Below are 15,922 nucleotides of genomic sequence, written 5' to 3' on the forward strand. Positions count from 1 at the left end.
CAAAATGCCATGGCAATGCGGCATGATGCTCCGGCTTCAATTCAATAACCGTGTTGCACTCAGCTCCTGCAACCGCCTGGATTAACCTTAAGAACGTGGGATGCAGCGGATATACAGGGTTACGCCTCACTGGTAAGCGACAGTGAAACGATGCAATTCATTTCTGCTGGCACCACACGAACCGAGCAGGATGCCGCCGCCGAAGTGGCGACCTTCCAGGAAGCGCACGCCAAACAAGGCTGGTCGCGCTGGGCAGTAAGCCTTGGCCTTGGCTCGCCCTTCATAGGCTACGCGGGGTTTGCTGAAAAAGAGTGGGGAATAAACTTTGGAATGCGCTTTTTAAAGCCCTACTGGGGAACACCTTATCCCTTCACCGCCGCTCATATGGCCGTCACCTATGCCTTTGAAACATTGGGGTTTGAGAAAGTTTATACACTGACAAACCTGAAGCACACTGCAGCACTCAACATGAACAAAAAACTGCTGAACCTGGAAGTGCTTCCGGATTGCATTATCGAAACCCCGTTTGGTCCGCATGTGAAAATCGATGTCACCAAACAAAAAATCCTCGAAGTCCGCGCCAAGAACGCCGCCCGTATCGAATCCTTGATCAACTACTTTGAACAGAAACGTGAACGCGCTCTTGAAGCGCCTAAACAGGGCGCGCACCATGCAAATGTCTAAGCAATCGAATGAACGGATTACCCCTCGGGTCAGTGACCTTTCGGACATGAGCGCCTGGCAACCCCGTAGCGGTGTATCCGCCGTACTGCGTTACCTGTACCTGCCTGTAGGCATCATACTTCTGGTACTGCGCCTGTTCAGTCTGTTCTTGGCTAGCCTGATCGCACTGGTTTTACCTCGCGCTGGTAAAAGGGCGCTGTATCGATGCCTCTTGAAAGCCATGAATATACGCATCAAGTGCGCGATGACGCCTCAGCAGGTAGGGCAGCATACTGACGGCTGCGTCGTCGCGCTCAATCACATCAGCGTGTTTGATCACTACCCGGTACTGGCAATGCCTTTCGCCACGGTGATGGTGGTAAAAACCGACAGCATCATCGGCAAACTGACCGGGCACCTGCTGTTTCAGTGCTCAGGCTCAAGCTACTGGCAAGTGACCGATGATAAACGGCAACTCGCCGGGCATTTCCGACAATGGCAACGCGCCCCCGAAGGCACGGCGCTCTACATCACCCCCGAAGCGACCATCAATAACGGCAAAGGCCTTTTCCGTTTTCGCCCGGAGTTCATGGTGCGCCGTCGCCCGGTGGTACCACTGGCAATGAAGCTCAAAACACCCCTGGGACTGAACCCCAACCCGCTTGAAGATCCGGGCGCGATGAAATTCCTGCGGCTCCTGGCCATGCCCTGGCTCGAATTTGAACTGACCTTTCTCGCCCACCAGTCACCCGCTGCGGAGCAGTCAGATCAGGACTTCGCCGATCAAGTACAGAACGCCATCGCTCAGCACCTGCAGATAGCCGCCACTCAGTGGACACGCGAAGACAAGTACCACGACCTTGAACAGCGCAGGCTTCAGCCATGAAAGCTCACGTGATTTTCGATTTTGACCAGACACTGCTTCCCGGCGAAAGCACAGTCGAAGTCATCAAGCTCAGCCTGGAAGGATGCCAGGACGCGCCGCAAGTGATTCAACGGCTTGCCCACATCGCCCCAAAGGCTCTGGCAGGCCAGGCCAGCCTGGCAGAATTGCTGACACTGATGAAAATCATCCCCAGAATCCGCCGAGAGCATGTTCAACGCTACATCCGCGAACAGGCAAACTGCCTGCCTGAGGCGCTGCGCACAACCCTGCGCCACCTTCAAGAACAGCAGGTCGGTATACACATCATCTCGGGCGGTTACATGGAGTGGATCGTGCCGCTGGCAGCATCATGGGGGATCAACCCGCAGCACGTCATCGCCAACCGTTTTTTCTGGCTTGGCTCGCGCGCACTGGCCATTCGCCCCTCTCCCTTGCTGAGTTCAAGCAAAGGCAAGTCTGCAATTGTGCGCGAATGGCGGGCCAAAGGCCGTCTGAATGGGCCTGTAATCATCGTCGGGGATGGCGCCGCAGACCATCGTGTACTGGTTAATGGCCTTGTGGATGATTTCATCTGCGTCGATTACTACGCTAGCGCTCCCCTGGACTGTGCAACATCCATAAAAAGAGCGGAGCACCCGACGGAAGTACTAGGCCTGATCCGTCAGGCCCTGGCAAAACACGGTAGCGAGATCTGATACCGCTCAGCGTCGGACCGGGCGCTTTTGCAGCTTGCGCTGCAACGTGCGGCGGTGCATGCCCAGTGCCCGGGCCGTCGCAGAGATATTGCCCTCATGCTCGGTGAGTACCCGCTGAATGTGCTCCCACTGCAAGCGGTCCACCGACATCGGGTTTTCCGGTACCAGGCTGTCCAGGTCTGCGTGCTCGGACAACAATGCAGCCAGCACGTCGTCAGCGTCAGCGGGTTTGCACAGGTAGTTGCAGGCGCCGCGCTTGATCGCCTCAACCGCGGTAGCAATGCTTGAATAGCCGGTCAGAATGACCACGCGCATTTCCGGATCGAGTTCGAGCAGCTTGGGCAGCAGCACCAGGCCCGAATCGCCTTCCATCTTCAGGTCCAGTGTCGCGTAGTGGGGGATGTCCTGCTGAGCCAGCACCAACCCTTCTTCAGCCGAGCCAGCAATGCTCACACGAAAACCGCGACGGCTCATGGCTCGGGCCATCACGCGGGTAAAGGTGGCATCATCGTCCACCAGCAACAGATGCGGCAGCTCTTCGCCTTCGACCTGGGTTTCATCATTCATTGTTGATCTCCTCGCGCATCACGCGGCAGGCGTAGCTCGGTCAGCGTACCGCCTTCCTCGTGACTATAGAGTTTTACCGAGCCACCAGCACGCGTGACGCTGGCCTTGCTCAGAAACAGGCCCAGGCCGAAGCCCTTGCCCTTGGTGGTAAAAAAGGGTTTCCCGATCGACTCGGCGATGGCCACCGGCACGCCGGGGCCATGGTCGCGGATGTTGATCACGATGTCCTGGTCGTTCCAGTCCAGATGAACTTCAAGCCCATCCGGGCAGGCATCGGCGGCATTGTTCAACAGGTTCAGCAGCGCCTGGGTCAGATCCGGTGGTGGTGCCAGGCGCGGTATGCTGCCTTGGCCAAGTCGCTGGAAGCGGTAACTCGCCTCTGGGCGCATCAAGTGCCAGCGGTTCAGTGCCTCGTCAAGCCAGAAGGTGACGTCCTGATCTTCCACGGCCATGCGCCGGTTGGCTTCGGCGGCACGCACCAGTTGCTGCAAGGTTTCCTTGCACAGTTTGACCTGATCCTGCAGCACTTGCAGGTCTTCCTGCAGTAGCGGGTCGGAATGGTCCTGGCGCATTTCCTTGATCAACACACTCATGGTCGCCAGCGGGGTTCCCAACTCGTGGGCCGCGCCTGCCGCTTGGGTGGCGACGGCCAGCAACTGCTCGTCACGCAGGCCTTCCTCGCGACGCTGGGCGCGCAACTGCTCCTGACGGCGCAGCTCCTCGGCCATCTTGGCGGCGAAGAAGGTAATCACCGCTGCAGCCAGCGCAATGCTCAGCCACATGCCATATATCTGCATTTTTTCCCGTGCAACCGGGAAGGTTTCCAGCGGATAGAACTGCACCAGCAACAGGCTGTAAGCGATAAGTGCGATGCCTGACAGGATCAGTGAGTAGACCCACGGCAAGGTCACGGCAGCAATGGCCAGCGGTACCAGGTAGTACGAGACAAACGGATTGGTCGACCCGCCGGAGTAATACAACAGGGCGCTGTGAATAAGCAGATCACAAGCCAGCTGAAAGGCGTACTCCAGCTCGGTGACGGGCAGGGAAAGGCGCAAGCGCAAGGCCGTGAAGGCGCAGAGCAACGTCGACAAGCCCAGCGTGATAACCAACGACAGCCACGGCAGCGGCAGCAGATCAGTCCAGTAGGCAACGGCCACGGAACCGGCCTGGGCCGCCAAAACCAGAATGCGGATGAACGTCAGGCGCCAGAGGTTCTGACGGGTAGCAGAGAGTATTTGTACGGGGGCGAGCATGAGCTCTCCTGATGAGTGCTCCAGGTGAATCGTCGCGAGTATACCGAAGGTGAGGCCTGGTCTGCAGCGATGCGGCAACACACCACAGTTTTTTACAGGCCCATACTGGCATTTTTGAACCTCGCTACACTGCCAAGGGTCTTAAGTGTCTGCGTGAAAATGGATGACCATCAACCACGCCTTTTTTCAAGGAGCCCTACATGTATTTCCCTCGTCGCAGTGCTGCAATGCTATTGGCCGCTGGTCTGATGGCCAGCCTCCCGGTGCTGGCTGAAGAACCTCGTTACAATCAAGTATCCCTGCGCGCTGAAGTCAGCAAGGAAGTGGCTCGCGACCTGATGAGCGTAACCTTGTACAGCGAAGCGCAGAATAGCGACCCAGGCAAGCTCGCAGCCGAAATCACCCGAACCATGAACAAGGCCCTGGAGCAGGCACGCTCAGTCAAGGACATCAAAATCAGCCAGGGCAGCCGCAACAGCTACCCCATTTACGACACCAAAGGCCAAAGAATTACCGGCTGGCGTGAACGTGCAGAGCTTCGCCTGGAAAGCACCGACTTCCCGGCGCTGTCGAAACTGACCGGTGAACTGCTGCAAGACCTGAAAATGGCCGGCATGGACTTTGCCATTGCACCAGCCACACGCAAGGCCAGTGAAGATGAACTGCTCAAAGATGCCGTCAACGCCTTCAAGAGCCGTGCGCAACTGGCCACCGAGGCACTGGGCGGCAAGGGTTACAAAGTACTCAACCTGAACCTCAACAGCAGTGGCTATCCGCAACCCTATGCCCGTGGCCCAGTCATGATGATGAAAGCCAGTATGGATGCCGAGGCCGCACCCAGCCCGCAGGTCGAAGCCGGTACCAGCCAGGTCAGCATGAATGCCGACGGTACGATCGAAGTACAAATGCCCTGACATCCGCTCACTGCGCGGCGATTTTCACTCGCCGCGCAGCCGCACCTACACGAAATCATCGTAAAAAAACATAAACATTCACGATTAAGCGTTAAACAAGGCAGATAGTTATACCAACGCGACATCCATGTACGATCGTTCCACATTTTCCCCATACTCAGTACGCTGAATATTGCATTGGCAATGGGGCCTGCTTAAGTATCCGGCAGGCCGGCTCACGAGGCCGTCCTCAGATCAAAATGACAACAATGAGGCCACCATGCTTAAACATGCAGTCATTCCGCTTCTTCTAGGTGCAAGCCTACTCTCCAGCGCCCCCCTCACCCTCGCAGCAGGCAACCTGGTGTTTTGCTCAGAAGGTAGCCCGGCGGGCTTCGACCCCGGCCAATACACCACCGGAACCGACTTCGATGCCTCAGCCGAAACAGTCTTCAACCGCCTGACGCAATTTGAACATGGCGGCACGTCCGTTATTCCGGGCCTTGCAACCCGCTGGGATACCGCCGAAGACGGCCTGAGCTACACCTTCCACCTGCGTGAGGGGGTGAAGTTCCATACCACCAGCTACTTCAAGCCAAGCCGTGAGTTCAACGCCGACGACGTGCTGTTTACCTTCAACCGCATGCTCGACCCAGACATGCCATTCCGTAAGGCCTACCCCACCGAGTTCCCCTACTTCACCGACATGGGGATGGACAAAAACATCAGCAAAGTCGAAAAAATCGACGAACACACAGTCAAATTCACGCTAAAGACCGTAGACGCCGCATTCATTCAGAACCTGGCGATGAGCTTCGCCTCGATTCAATCAGCCGAATACGCCGACAAGCTGCTCAAGGAAGGCAAACCCGCCGACATCAACCAGAAGCCGATCGGCACCGGCCCCTTCGTATTCAGCAAGTACCAGAAAGACGCGCAGATCCGCTTCAAGGGCAACAAGGACTACTGGAAGCCCGAGGACGTGAAGCTGGACAACCTGATCTTCGCCATTACCACAGACGCTTCGGTACGCATGCAGAAACTGAAGAAAAACGAATGCCAGGTCACCTTGTTCCCGCGCCCGGCGGACATTCAATCGCTGAAAAGCGACCCGAACCTGCAAATGCCCGAGCAAGCCGGCTTCAACCTCGGGTACATCGCCTACAACGTGATGGACAAGATCAAGGGCAGCAATGAGCCCAACCCGATGGCTCAGCTCAAGGTACGCCAGGCTCTGGACATGGCTGTGAACAAGAAGCAGATCATCGACTCGGTCTATCAGGGTGCGGGCCAGGAAGCCGTCAATGCCATGCCGCCCACCCAGTGGTCGTATGACGACACCATCAAGGCCACCCCCTACGACCCGGAAAAAGCCAAGGCATTGCTCAAGGAAGCCGGGATCAAGGAGGGCACCGAAATCACCCTGTGGGCCATGCCGGTTCAGCGCCCCTACAACCCCAACGCCAAACTGATGGCCGAAATGCTGCAATCGGACTGGGCCAAAATCGGCATCAAGGCCAAGATCGTCACCTACGAGTGGGGCGAATACATCAAACGCGCCAAGGCAGGCGAGAACGGCGCCATGCTGATCGGCTGGAGCGGCGACAACGGTGACCCCGACAACTGGCTGGGCACGCTTTACGGCTGCGACGCGGTGGACGGCAACAACTTCTCCAAATGGTGCAACACCGAGTACGACACGCTGATCAAGCAAGCCAAGGCCACCTCCGACACAGCCAAGCGCACCGCGCTATACAAGCAAGCACAACACATTATCAAGGACCAGGTGCCGATTACCCCTATCGCGCACTCAACGGTTTACCAACCCATGCGTAAAACCGTGCAGGGGTTCAAGATCAGTCCGTTTGCCTTGAATGCCTTCTACGGGGTCGGCATCAGCCAGTAGACACTGGGGGTACCCCGGTACCGCCAGACGGCGTGCCGGGGCCAGCCTTTAACGAAGGCCAATATCCTGCCGACGCCCCATCAAGACACAGCCTACGCATCAATCAGAAACATCCTACTTACACCCTCCGCTTTCTTACCTTCCTGAATGCCCCCTGCCCCCCTAACGTCGAAGGTGCATCCGGCCAGTCGCGAGCTTATGGCCGACTGCATGCCACTGACCTGTTCAACAAGAAGAAAAGAAAGGGACCGCCATGCGATACACACCCGTATTTGCCACCTTGCTCGGCCTTGGCCTACTGGCCCAGACACCCCTGGCATTGGCCACTCAGGTTCAGGCCAAAGGCAGCCTGGTATTCTGCTCGGAAGGCAGCCCCGCAGGTTTCGATACCGCCCAGTACACCAGTGCCACCGACAACGATGCGGCCGAGCCGATCTACAACCGACTGGTGGAATTCGAACGAGGCAGCACCGTCGTCAAACCAGCACTGGCAACCCATTGGGAGGTATCCAGGGATGGTTTGCACTACACCTTCCACTTACGTGAAGGCGTCACGTTCCACAGCAACAAGGCCTTCACCCCTACCCGCACGTTCAACGCCGATGACGTGCTGTTCACCTTCCAGCGCATGCTCGACAAAGCCCATCCGTTTCGCCAGGCCTACCCTACCGAGTTCCCCTACTTCGTGAGCATGAGCCTGGACAAGAACATCGCCAAGGTGGAGAAACTCGACGCGCATACCGTCAGGTTTACCCTCAACAGCATCGATGCCGCATTCATCCAGAACATGGCCATGAGTTTCGCCTCGATCCTCTCTGCCGAGTACGCCAACCAGTTGCTGGCCAGCGGAAAACCGAGCGACATCAACCAGCACCCCATTGGCACCGGCCCCTTTGTCTTCCAGCGCTACCAAAAAGATTCGCAGATTCGCTACCAGGCCAACAAAGCCTATTGGGACCCCAGCCAGGTCAAGGTCGAGCGCCTGATTTTCTCGATCAACGTCGACCCATCGGTGCGCGTCCAGAAACTGCGCAAGAACGAATGCCAGGTGACCCTGAATCCGCGCCCGGCCGACCTCGATGCACTCAAGCAGGACCTGAAGCTGCAGGTGATCGAAAAGCCCGGATTCAACCTTGGCTATATCGCCTACAACGTCCGGCGCGCACCGTTCGATCAGTTGCAGGTGCGCCAGGCCCTGGACATGGCGGTCAACAAGCCCGCCATCGTCAATGCGGTTTACCAGCAGGCCGGGCAACTGGCCGTCGGCAGCATGCCGCCGACCCAGTGGTCGTACGACGAAACCCTCAAGGACGCCGGGTACAACCCGCAAAAAGCACGCGAACTGCTCAAGGCCGCAGGCGTCAAGGAAGGGACCGAAATCACCCTGTGGGCCATGCCCGTGCAACGCCCTTATAACCCCAACGCCAAGTTGATGGCCGAGATGCTGCAAGCCGATTGGGGCAAGGTCGGCTTCAAGGTCAAGATCGTCAGCTACGAGTGGGGGGAATACCTCAAGCGCACCAAGGACGGTGAACACGACATCTCGTTGATCGGCTGGACAGGCGACAACGGTGACCCGGACAACTGGCTGGGCACGCTGTACAGCTGTGACGCGATTGGCAGCAACAACTACTCCATGTGGTGCGATGCGGACTATGACGCGCTGGTTAAAAAGGCCAAGACCGTCACCGATCGCGTGCAACGTACCGCGCTCTACCAGCAAGCCCAACAGCGCCTGAAGCTACAGGTCCCCATCACGCCAATCGCTCACTCGACCGTCAATCAGCCGCTCAGCGCCAAGGTCGAGGGCTTCAAGGTGAGCCCGTTCGGCCGCAACAACTTCTCAGGTGTCAGCGTGGATTGAACGCCTGGTTCATCCAAACCAGTTCCACCGCAGTACCCGCACGGCTCACGAGGCTGGACGGTTAATAGAAAGAGAAGAAAGGGAGTTTTACCTTGAGACGAACCAAGAACGCAGTACTGGCCTTATCCCTCAGTAGCCTGTCCACACTGGCCCTGGCAGAACCCATCAGCCAGGCATTCGTCCCGGTGACGGTCAAATCCACCAGCGATCAAAACGAAGCCAAAGGCTTCATCGAAGGGCAGAGCCTGTCCGGTTCGACCCGCAACTGGTATGCCCATGAGCGTGCTACCCGTGCACCCCTGTGGAAATACTACAAACGTGATGGTAGCCGTCATGACACCCATAGCCGTAACAACTGGGTACAGGGCACCATTCTCAACTACACCTCCGGTTTCACCGAAGGCACTGTCGGCTTCAGCACAGAAGTCGCCGCCTACAACGCCATTGCGCTTGAGCAAGGCCGCGCCGCCGTCGCCGGGCCAAACAACCGCACCCTGACCCACCGCGACGGAGAGGTCATCGGCCAATGGAGCAAGATGGGCCTGGCCAACCTCAAGGCACGGGTCTCCAACACCACCCTCACAGCAGGCCGTCAGTCCATCGACACGCCGGTTATTGCCTACATTGGCAACCGTGCACTGCCTTCCAGCTTCCAGGGTGTCAGCATCCACAGCGCAGAGTTCGACAACCTGTCGTTCGATGCCGGCACCTTCGACCGCGTCTCGACCCGAACCGAGCAAGGCCAGAGCAAGTTCCGCTCCGAATATGGCGACAGCAACCAGTACACCGACCGCATCAGCATGGCCGGCGTCAAGTACCAGCCACTCAAGAGCTTGAACACCAGCCTCTACCTGTCCAATGTCGAAGACCTTTGGAACCAGTACTATTTCGGCGCCACGCACGAGCTGGGCGACAGCGCACTGCTGAGCCTGAGCACGGGGCTGAACTACTACAAAACCCGGGATGAAGGTAAACGCAAACTGGGTGAGATCGACAATGACACCTACAGCCTGTCGCTAGGCCTGACCCATCAGGCGCACAAACTCAGCGTTTCCTACCAGCAGGTAAACGGCAACGAGTACTTCGACTACCTCCATGATACCAACGCCATCTTTCTGGCCAACTCACTGCTCTCGGACTTCAACGGCCCGAACGAAAAATCCCTGCAGGTCGCCTACACCCTGAACATGGCCGGGTATGGTGTTCCGGGGCTGAAGTTTAATATCTATAACGCCCGTGGCTGGGGCATCGACGGCACGCACTACACGGGCACGGGCTACGACGTGCGTGGCCTTGAGGGTGAAAACCACTACGAGTACGGCATTGGCAGCAGTTACACCGTGCAGAGCGGCTCGCTCAAAGACACCACGGTACGCGCCACCTACACCGCGCACCGTGCCAGCAAGGCCCAGGCCGACGGTAGCCTGGACGAGTTCCGGGTCGTGACCACCATTCCATTCAACATCCTTTAGGGGGCATGGCCACGGGGGATTAGACGAATCGCCCGTGGCAACTAACCTGCTTTAATTGATCGCTGGGAGCTTTCATGAAACTGCGACCCCTTCAGGCTGCCCTGGCAGCCCTACTGTTGAGCACTGCAGCTGGCGTGGCAGCCAAGCCACTGGTGGTATGTACCGAGGCCAGCCCGGAAGGCTTCGACATCGTTCAATACACCACCGCAGTGACGGCCGATGCGGCCGCCGAAACCGTGTTCAACCGGCTGGTAGACTTCAAGCCGGGCACCACCGACATCGAACCGGCCCTGGCCGAGCGCTGGGAAATCAGCCCGGATGGGCTGACGTACACGTTCTACCTGCGCCGGGGCGTGAAGTTCCACAAAACCGACTACTTCACCCCAAGCCGTGAGTTGAATGCCGACGATGTGCTCTGGAGCTTTCAGCGCCAACTCGACCCCAAGCATCCCTGGCATGACAAGGCCAGCGTCGGCTTTCCCTACTTTGAAAGCATGGGTTTCAAAGACCTGCTCAAAGGTGTCGAGAAAGTCGACGAGCACACCGTCACCTTTACCCTGACACGCCCGGAAGCACCGTTCCTGCGTGACCTGGCCATGGCCTTCACCTCGATCTATTCGGCCGAGTATGCCAGCCAGTTGCTGGCGACCAACAAGACGGCCAACCTCAACAGCCAACCAATCGGCACCGGCCCATTCATTTTTCAGCGCTACAAAAAAGACGCTCAGGTGCGCTTCAAGGCCAACCCCGAGTATTTCCGGGGCAAACCACCCAGCGACCCTCTGGTGCTGACCATCGCCACCGACAACAATGTGCGCCTGCAAAAACTCAAGGCCAATGAATGCCAGGTCGCGCTGTACCCCAAGCCCGATGACATCCCCAGTATCCGCAAAGACCCGGACCTGAAAGTTGATGAACTGGAGGCCCTGACCACCGGTTACATCTCACTGAACACCGAGCACAAGTACCTCAGTGACGTGCGGGTACGCAAAGCGATCAACCTGGCTTTCGATAAACAGGCCCATGTTGATCAACTGTTTGGCAAAGGCAACGCGCTGATCGGCATAAACCCCTACCCGCCCACACTGATTGGCTTCAACAACGCCAACCAGAACCCGCCCCGGGATCTGGATAAAGCCCGAGCCCTGCTCAAGGAAGCCGGCGTACCGGAAGGCACCGTATTGACCCTGTACACCCGTAACGGTGGTGGCCCGACCAACCCCAACCCGCGATTGAGCGCAGAAATGCTCCAGGCCGACATGGCCAGGATTGGTCTTAAGGTCGACATCCGCGTGATGGAATGGGCAGAAATGCTCAAGCGCGCGAAGAAGGGAGAACCCGACATGGTCTCGACCGGCTGGGCCGGTGACAATGGCGACCCGGACAACTTCCTCAGCCCGCTGCTGAGCTGCGACGCCGTAAAAAGTGGCGAGAACTACGCACGCTGGTGTAACCCGACCTTCCAGGCGCTGATCACCAAAGCCCGCGAGACCATCGACACGGGTGAGCGCGCAGCACTCTATGAGAAAGCCCTGGCGGTGTACGATGAAGACCAACCGTGGATCAGCATCGCACATCCGAAGATGTTTACCGCCATGCGCAAGAACGTCGAGGGCTTCCACATCAGCCCGCTGACCACCAACAACTTCGCTACCACCCTGGTGAAGTAGAACAACAACGCCCGCCCGCGCCTTATCCGGGCGTTGGCGGGTACGCCTAACCGGCTGATGAGGTACACCAGAACATGTTTAGTTTTATTGCCCGACGACTGGGACTGTTGATCCCGACCTTCTTCGGCATCACCTTACTGACGTTCGCGCTCATACGATTGATACCAGGTGATCCGGTCGAAGTGATGATGGGCGAGCGTCGCGTTGACCCTGAAATGCACGCACAAGCCATGGAGCGGCTGGGGCTGAACAAACCATTACCGGTGCAGTACCTGGACTACATTAGCAAGCTTGCCCAGGGTGATCTGGGCGAATCGCTGCGCACGCGCGAAAGCGTCTGGAAAGAGTTTCTCACCCTGTTCCCGGCCACCCTGGAGCTGGCGCTTGCCGCCCTGCTGTTTGCTGGCATGTTCGGCCTGTTGGCCGGGGTGGTCGCCGCCATCAAGCGCGGCTCGCTACTCGACCACGGGGTGATGGGGATCTCGCTGGCCGGCTACTCCATGCCGATTTTCTGGTGGGGCCTGATCCTGATCATGTTCTTCTCGGTCAGCCTCGGCTGGACACCCGTTTCCGAGCGTATCAGCTCGCTCTACGACATCGAGCCCATCACCGGTTTCATGCTCATCGATACCCTGTTCAGTGAAGAGGAAGGCGCCTTCAAGGATGCACTCATGCACCTGATTCTGCCGGCCATCGTCCTGGGCACCATCCCGCTGGCGGTGATTGCACGCATGACACGCTCCTCGATGCTCGAGGTGCTGCGCGAGGACTACATTCGCACTGCCCGCGCGAAAGGCCTGTCGCCTACCCGCGTGGTCTTCGTGCATGGCCTGCGCAACGCATTGATCCCGGTTCTGACCGTGTTCGGCCTGCAGGTCGGCACCCTGCTCGGCGGCGCCGTGCTGACCGAAACCATCTTCTCCTGGCCGGGCATCGGCAAGTGGCTGATCGAAGCCATCGGCGCCCGTGACTACCCCGTGGTACAGAATGGCATCCTGCTGATCGCCTGCCTGGTGATCCTGGTGAACTTCGTCGTGGATATCCTCTACGGCCTGGTCAACCCACGCATTCGCCACCAGCGCTGAGGCCAAGACAATGACTGACCCAATCGTAAAATCCGCCTCTGCCGTGCCACCCAGCGCCGTGGACCAGAGCCTGCTCTACCCATCGCCGTACACCGAATTCTGGCAGGCCTTCGCCCGCAACAAAGGCGCCTTCGCCGGCCTGCTGTTCATGTGCCTGATCGTATTCTGTGCGCTCTTCGCGCCATGGGTCGCGCCCCATCAGCCAAGCGAACAGTACCGAGATTTCCTGCTGACCCCGCCGGTCTGGCTCGAAGGCGGCACCTGGCAGTTCATCCTCGGCACCGACGAGCTCGGCCGCGACCTGCTCTCGCGACTGATCCATGGCTCGCGACTGTCCTTGCTGATCGGCCTGTCCTCAGTGGTCATGTCGCTGATTCCCGGAGTGCTGATGGGGCTGTTGGCCGGGTTCTTTCCACGCCTGCTCGGCCCGTCGATCATGCGCCTGATGGACGTCATGCTGGCCCTGCCTTCGCTGCTGCTGGCCGTGGCCATCGTAGCCATTCTCGGCCCTGGCCTGATCAACACCGTGATTGCCATTGCCATCGTTTCGTTGCCGTCCTACGTGCGCCTGACCCGTGCCGCGGTGATGGGAGAACTGAACCGTGACTACGTGACCGCTGCGCGCCTGGCCGGTGCCAGCTTGCCACGGCTGATGTTCATCACCGTATTGCCCAACTGCATGGCGCCGCTGATCGTCCAGGCCACCTTGAGTTTTTCCTCGGCCATCCTCGATGCCGCGGCCCTGGGCTTCCTCGGCCTGGGCGTACAACCGCCAACTCCCGAGTGGGGCACCATGCTGGCCTCGGCCCGCGATTACATCGAGCGCGCCTGGTGGGTCGTGAGCCTGCCCGGCCTGACCATTTTGCTCAGCGTGCTGGCAATCAACCTGATGGGCGACGGGCTGCGCGACGCGCTGGACCCGAAACTCAAGAATGCCGCCTGAGGAGACGCCCATGTCACTGTTGCAGATCAACAATCTCAATGTGCGCTTTGGCGATGCCAAGGCGGTCCCCGTGGTCGACGGTCTCGACCTCAGCGTGGAAAAAGGCGAAGTGCTGGCCATCGTCGGCGAGTCCGGTTCGGGGAAATCCGTGACCATGATGGCACTGATGGGCCTGATCGACGCCCCCGGCATCGTCACCGCCGACAGCATGACGTTCGACGGCAACGACATGCTCAAGCTCAGCGCGCGGCAACGGCGCAAGGTCGTCGGCAAGGACCTGGCGATGGTCTTCCAGGACCCGATGACCGCGCTCAATCCCAGCTATACCGTCGGTTTTCAGATCGAGGAAGTGCTGCGCCAGCACCTTGGTCTGCGCGGCAAGGCAGCCCGCCAGCGGGCGCTGGAACTCCTCAAGAAAGTCGAAATTCCGGCGGCTGAAAGCCGGCTGGACGCCTACCCGCACCAACTCTCGGGCGGCATGAGCCAACGCGTGGCGATTGCCATGGCGATTGCCGGCGAGCCCAAGTTGCTGATCGCCGACGAGCCGACCACCGCACTGGACGTCACCATTCAAGCGCAGATCATGGAGTTGCTGCTCAACCTGCAACAGGAGCAGGACATGGCCCTGATCCTGATCACCCATGACCTGGCCGTGGTCGCCGAAACAGCCAGGCGCGTATGCGTCATGTACGCCGGCCAAGCCGTTGAAATTGGCCAGGTTCCAACGCTGTTCGAGGTGCCTGCGCACCCTTACAGCGAAGCGCTGCTGGCGGCCATTCCCGAGCACAGTGAAGGCGCTGCACGCCTGGCAACCTTGCCCGGTATCGTTCCAGGGCGCTATGACAGACCACAGGGCTGCCTGCTCTCACCGCGCTGCCCCTACGTTCAGGATCACTGCCGCCAGCAACGTCCGAACCTGGACAGACAGGCCCACAGCCTGGTCCGTTGCTTCTACCCGCTGAACCAGGAGGTGGCGTAATGAGCGTCGTTCTTACCGCCCGTGAGCTTACCCGTCACTACGAAGTCTCACGTGGCCTGTTCAAAGGCCACGCACTGGTCCGCGCGCTGAATGGCGTCTCCTTTGAACTGGAAGCCGGCAAGACCCTGGCAGTCGTGGGTGAGTCCGGCTGTGGCAAATCAACCCTGGCCCGGGCCCTGACCCTTATTGAAGAACCCTCCTCCGGCTCCCTGAAAATTGCCGGGCAAGAAGTCACGGGCGCCAACAAGGCTCAGCGCAAACAACTGCGCAAAGATGTGCAGATGGTTTTCCAGAGCCCCTATGCTTCGTTGAACCCTCGACAGAAGATTGGCGACCAACTCGCCGAACCCTTGCTGATCAACACCAACCTCTCCAAAGCCGAACGACGAGAGAAGGTTCAGGCGATGATGCAACAGGTCGGCCTTCGCCCTGAACACTACCAACGCTACCCGCATATGTTTTCTGGCGGTCAGCGCCAGCGTATCGCTCTCGCCCGAGCCATGATGCTGCAACCCAAGGTGCTGGTGGCCGACGAGCCAACCTCGGCGCTGGACGTGTCTATCCAGGCGCAAGTGTTGAACCTGTTCATGGACCTGCAAAATGAGTTCAACACGGCGTATGTGTTCATCTCCCACAACCTGGCCGTGGTGCGACACGTGGCCGACCAGGTCCTGGTGATGTACCTCGGCCGCCCGGCAGAAATGGGCCCGAAAGAAGACATCTACAACAGGCCACTGCACCCCTACACCCAGGCCTTGTTGTCAGCAACCCCGACCTTGCACCCGGACCCGCTCAAACCGAAAATCAAGATCGCTGGCGAACTGCCCAACCCGCTGGACCCACCATCAGGTTGTGCATTCCACAAACGCTGCCCCAACGCCACCGAACGTTGCGCCCAGGAGGTACCGGCGTTCCGTCAGGTGGAAACACGGCAGGTCGCCTGTCACTACGCAGAGCAGTTCCTCTAGCAGAGACATGGCAGTGTCAGCAGCACCCTTGAAATAAATATCACCTTTGAGACACCGCACCCCGGCACCGTGAAC

The 15,922-nt window shown here is 58.9% G+C and carries 14 protein-coding genes; 12 read left to right on the forward strand and 2 right to left on the reverse strand.

The features are described from left to right. The first annotated feature begins 66 nt into the window (after positions 1 to 66). The 3 genes from CYD26_RS22480 to CYD26_RS22490 all read left to right on the forward strand — a co-directional run bounded on the left by CYD26_RS22480 (position 67) and on the right by CYD26_RS22490 (position 2,244). Entirely contained in the window at positions 67 to 684 is a 618-nt protein-coding gene (locus tag CYD26_RS22480; protein ID WP_102053709.1) for a GNAT family N-acetyltransferase, read from the forward strand. A gap of 148 nt (positions 685 to 832) precedes the next feature. After that, complete coding sequence (locus tag CYD26_RS22485; RefSeq protein WP_145991814.1) at positions 833 to 1,549, forward strand: hypothetical protein; 717 nt, start codon at positions 833 to 835, stop codon at positions 1,547 to 1,549. Then, entirely contained in the window at positions 1,546 to 2,244 is a 699-nt protein-coding gene (locus CYD26_RS22490) for an HAD family phosphatase (RefSeq protein ID WP_065759381.1), read from the forward strand. Before CYD26_RS22485 ends, CYD26_RS22490 begins: the two co-directional genes overlap by 4 nt. Before the next feature lie 6 nt (positions 2,245 to 2,250). Here CYD26_RS22490 and CYD26_RS22495 read toward each other — a convergent pair whose 3' ends face one another. Beyond that, positions 2,251 to 2,811, reverse strand: coding sequence for a response regulator transcription factor (locus CYD26_RS22495; protein WP_099773628.1), 561 nt, complete (start codon positions 2,809 to 2,811; stop codon positions 2,251 to 2,253). Continuing rightward, positions 2,808 to 4,067 (reverse strand): ATP-binding protein, encoded by a 1,260-nt coding sequence (locus CYD26_RS22500; protein WP_065759379.1) that lies wholly within the window; start codon positions 4,065 to 4,067, stop codon positions 2,808 to 2,810. The genes CYD26_RS22495 and CYD26_RS22500 overlap by 4 nt, the downstream gene beginning before the upstream one ends. A 200-nt stretch (positions 4,068 to 4,267) precedes the next feature. Here CYD26_RS22500 and CYD26_RS22505 point away from each other — a divergent pair, with 200 nt between their 5' ends. The 9 genes from CYD26_RS22505 to CYD26_RS22545 all read left to right on the forward strand — a co-directional run bounded on the left by CYD26_RS22505 (position 4,268) and on the right by CYD26_RS22545 (position 15,847). After that, complete coding sequence (locus CYD26_RS22505) at positions 4,268 to 4,981, forward strand: SIMPL domain-containing protein (RefSeq protein WP_102053710.1); 714 nt, start codon at positions 4,268 to 4,270, stop codon at positions 4,979 to 4,981. Positions 4,982 to 5,240: 259 nt separating this feature from the next. Then, positions 5,241 to 6,866, forward strand: a complete 1,626-nt coding sequence (locus tag CYD26_RS22510) for an ABC transporter substrate-binding protein (RefSeq protein ID WP_102053711.1) — start codon at positions 5,241 to 5,243, stop codon at positions 6,864 to 6,866. Positions 6,867 to 7,119: 253 nt separating this feature from the next. Next, on the forward strand, positions 7,120 to 8,730 hold the full coding sequence (locus CYD26_RS22515) for an ABC transporter substrate-binding protein (RefSeq protein WP_102053712.1): 1,611 nt from the start codon (positions 7,120 to 7,122) through the stop codon (positions 8,728 to 8,730). Between the two features lie 92 nt (positions 8,731 to 8,822). Next, a complete protein-coding gene (locus CYD26_RS22520; protein ID WP_102053713.1) occupies positions 8,823 to 10,202 on the forward strand; it encodes an OprD family porin in 1,380 nt (459 codons plus the stop codon). A gap of 74 nt (positions 10,203 to 10,276) precedes the next feature. Next, positions 10,277 to 11,872: an ABC transporter substrate-binding protein gene (locus CYD26_RS22525; protein WP_065759374.1), complete on the forward strand. Its 1,596-nt coding sequence runs from the start codon at positions 10,277 to 10,279 to the stop codon at positions 11,870 to 11,872. A 74-nt stretch (positions 11,873 to 11,946) separates the two neighbouring features. Further along, entirely contained in the window at positions 11,947 to 12,957 is a 1,011-nt protein-coding gene (locus CYD26_RS22530) for an ABC transporter permease subunit (RefSeq protein ID WP_065759373.1), read from the forward strand. 10 nt (positions 12,958 to 12,967) lie between these two features. Next, positions 12,968 to 13,900 (forward strand): ABC transporter permease subunit, encoded by a 933-nt coding sequence (locus tag CYD26_RS22535; protein ID WP_065759372.1) that lies wholly within the window; start codon positions 12,968 to 12,970, stop codon positions 13,898 to 13,900. A 10-nt stretch (positions 13,901 to 13,910) separates the two neighbouring features. Then, positions 13,911 to 14,879 (forward strand): ABC transporter ATP-binding protein, encoded by a 969-nt coding sequence (locus CYD26_RS22540; RefSeq protein ID WP_065759371.1) that lies wholly within the window; start codon positions 13,911 to 13,913, stop codon positions 14,877 to 14,879. Then, the gene (locus tag CYD26_RS22545) at positions 14,879 to 15,847 is read left to right on the forward strand and encodes a peptide ABC transporter ATP-binding protein (RefSeq protein ID WP_102053714.1); all 969 of its coding nucleotides are present in this window, start codon (positions 14,879 to 14,881) and stop codon (positions 15,845 to 15,847) included. Before CYD26_RS22540 ends, CYD26_RS22545 begins: the two co-directional genes overlap by 1 nt. The last annotated feature ends 75 nt before the right edge of the window (positions 15,848 to 15,922 follow it).

It is taken from the genome of Pseudomonas sp. FFUP_PS_473 (assembly GCF_002858665.1).
GTDB lineage: Bacteria > Pseudomonadota > Gammaproteobacteria > Pseudomonadales > Pseudomonadaceae > Aquipseudomonas > Aquipseudomonas defluvii.

Excerpts from the sequence above, each read along its gene's own strand:
- CYD26_RS22490 (WP_065759381.1), top strand. The coding sequence starts at position 1,546 with ATGAAAGCTCACGTGATTTTCGATTTTGACCAGACACTGCTTCCCGGC.
- CYD26_RS22495 (WP_099773628.1), bottom strand. The coding sequence starts at position 2,811 with ATGAATGATGAAACCCAGGTCGAAGGCGAAGAGCTGCCGCATCTGTTG.
- CYD26_RS22500 (WP_065759379.1), bottom strand. The coding sequence starts at position 4,067 with ATGCTCGCCCCCGTACAAATACTCTCTGCTACCCGTCAGAACCTCTGG.
- CYD26_RS22505 (WP_102053710.1), top strand. The coding sequence starts at position 4,268 with ATGTATTTCCCTCGTCGCAGTGCTGCAATGCTATTGGCCGCTGGTCTG.
- CYD26_RS22510 (WP_102053711.1), top strand. The coding sequence starts at position 5,241 with ATGCTTAAACATGCAGTCATTCCGCTTCTTCTAGGTGCAAGCCTACTC.
- CYD26_RS22515 (WP_102053712.1), top strand. The coding sequence starts at position 7,120 with ATGCGATACACACCCGTATTTGCCACCTTGCTCGGCCTTGGCCTACTG.
- CYD26_RS22525 (WP_065759374.1), top strand. The coding sequence starts at position 10,277 with ATGAAACTGCGACCCCTTCAGGCTGCCCTGGCAGCCCTACTGTTGAGC.
- CYD26_RS22530 (WP_065759373.1), top strand. The coding sequence starts at position 11,947 with ATGTTTAGTTTTATTGCCCGACGACTGGGACTGTTGATCCCGACCTTC.
- CYD26_RS22535 (WP_065759372.1), top strand. The coding sequence starts at position 12,968 with ATGACTGACCCAATCGTAAAATCCGCCTCTGCCGTGCCACCCAGCGCC.
- CYD26_RS22540 (WP_065759371.1), top strand. The coding sequence starts at position 13,911 with ATGTCACTGTTGCAGATCAACAATCTCAATGTGCGCTTTGGCGATGCC.
- CYD26_RS22545 (WP_102053714.1), top strand. The coding sequence starts at position 14,879 with ATGAGCGTCGTTCTTACCGCCCGTGAGCTTACCCGTCACTACGAAGTC.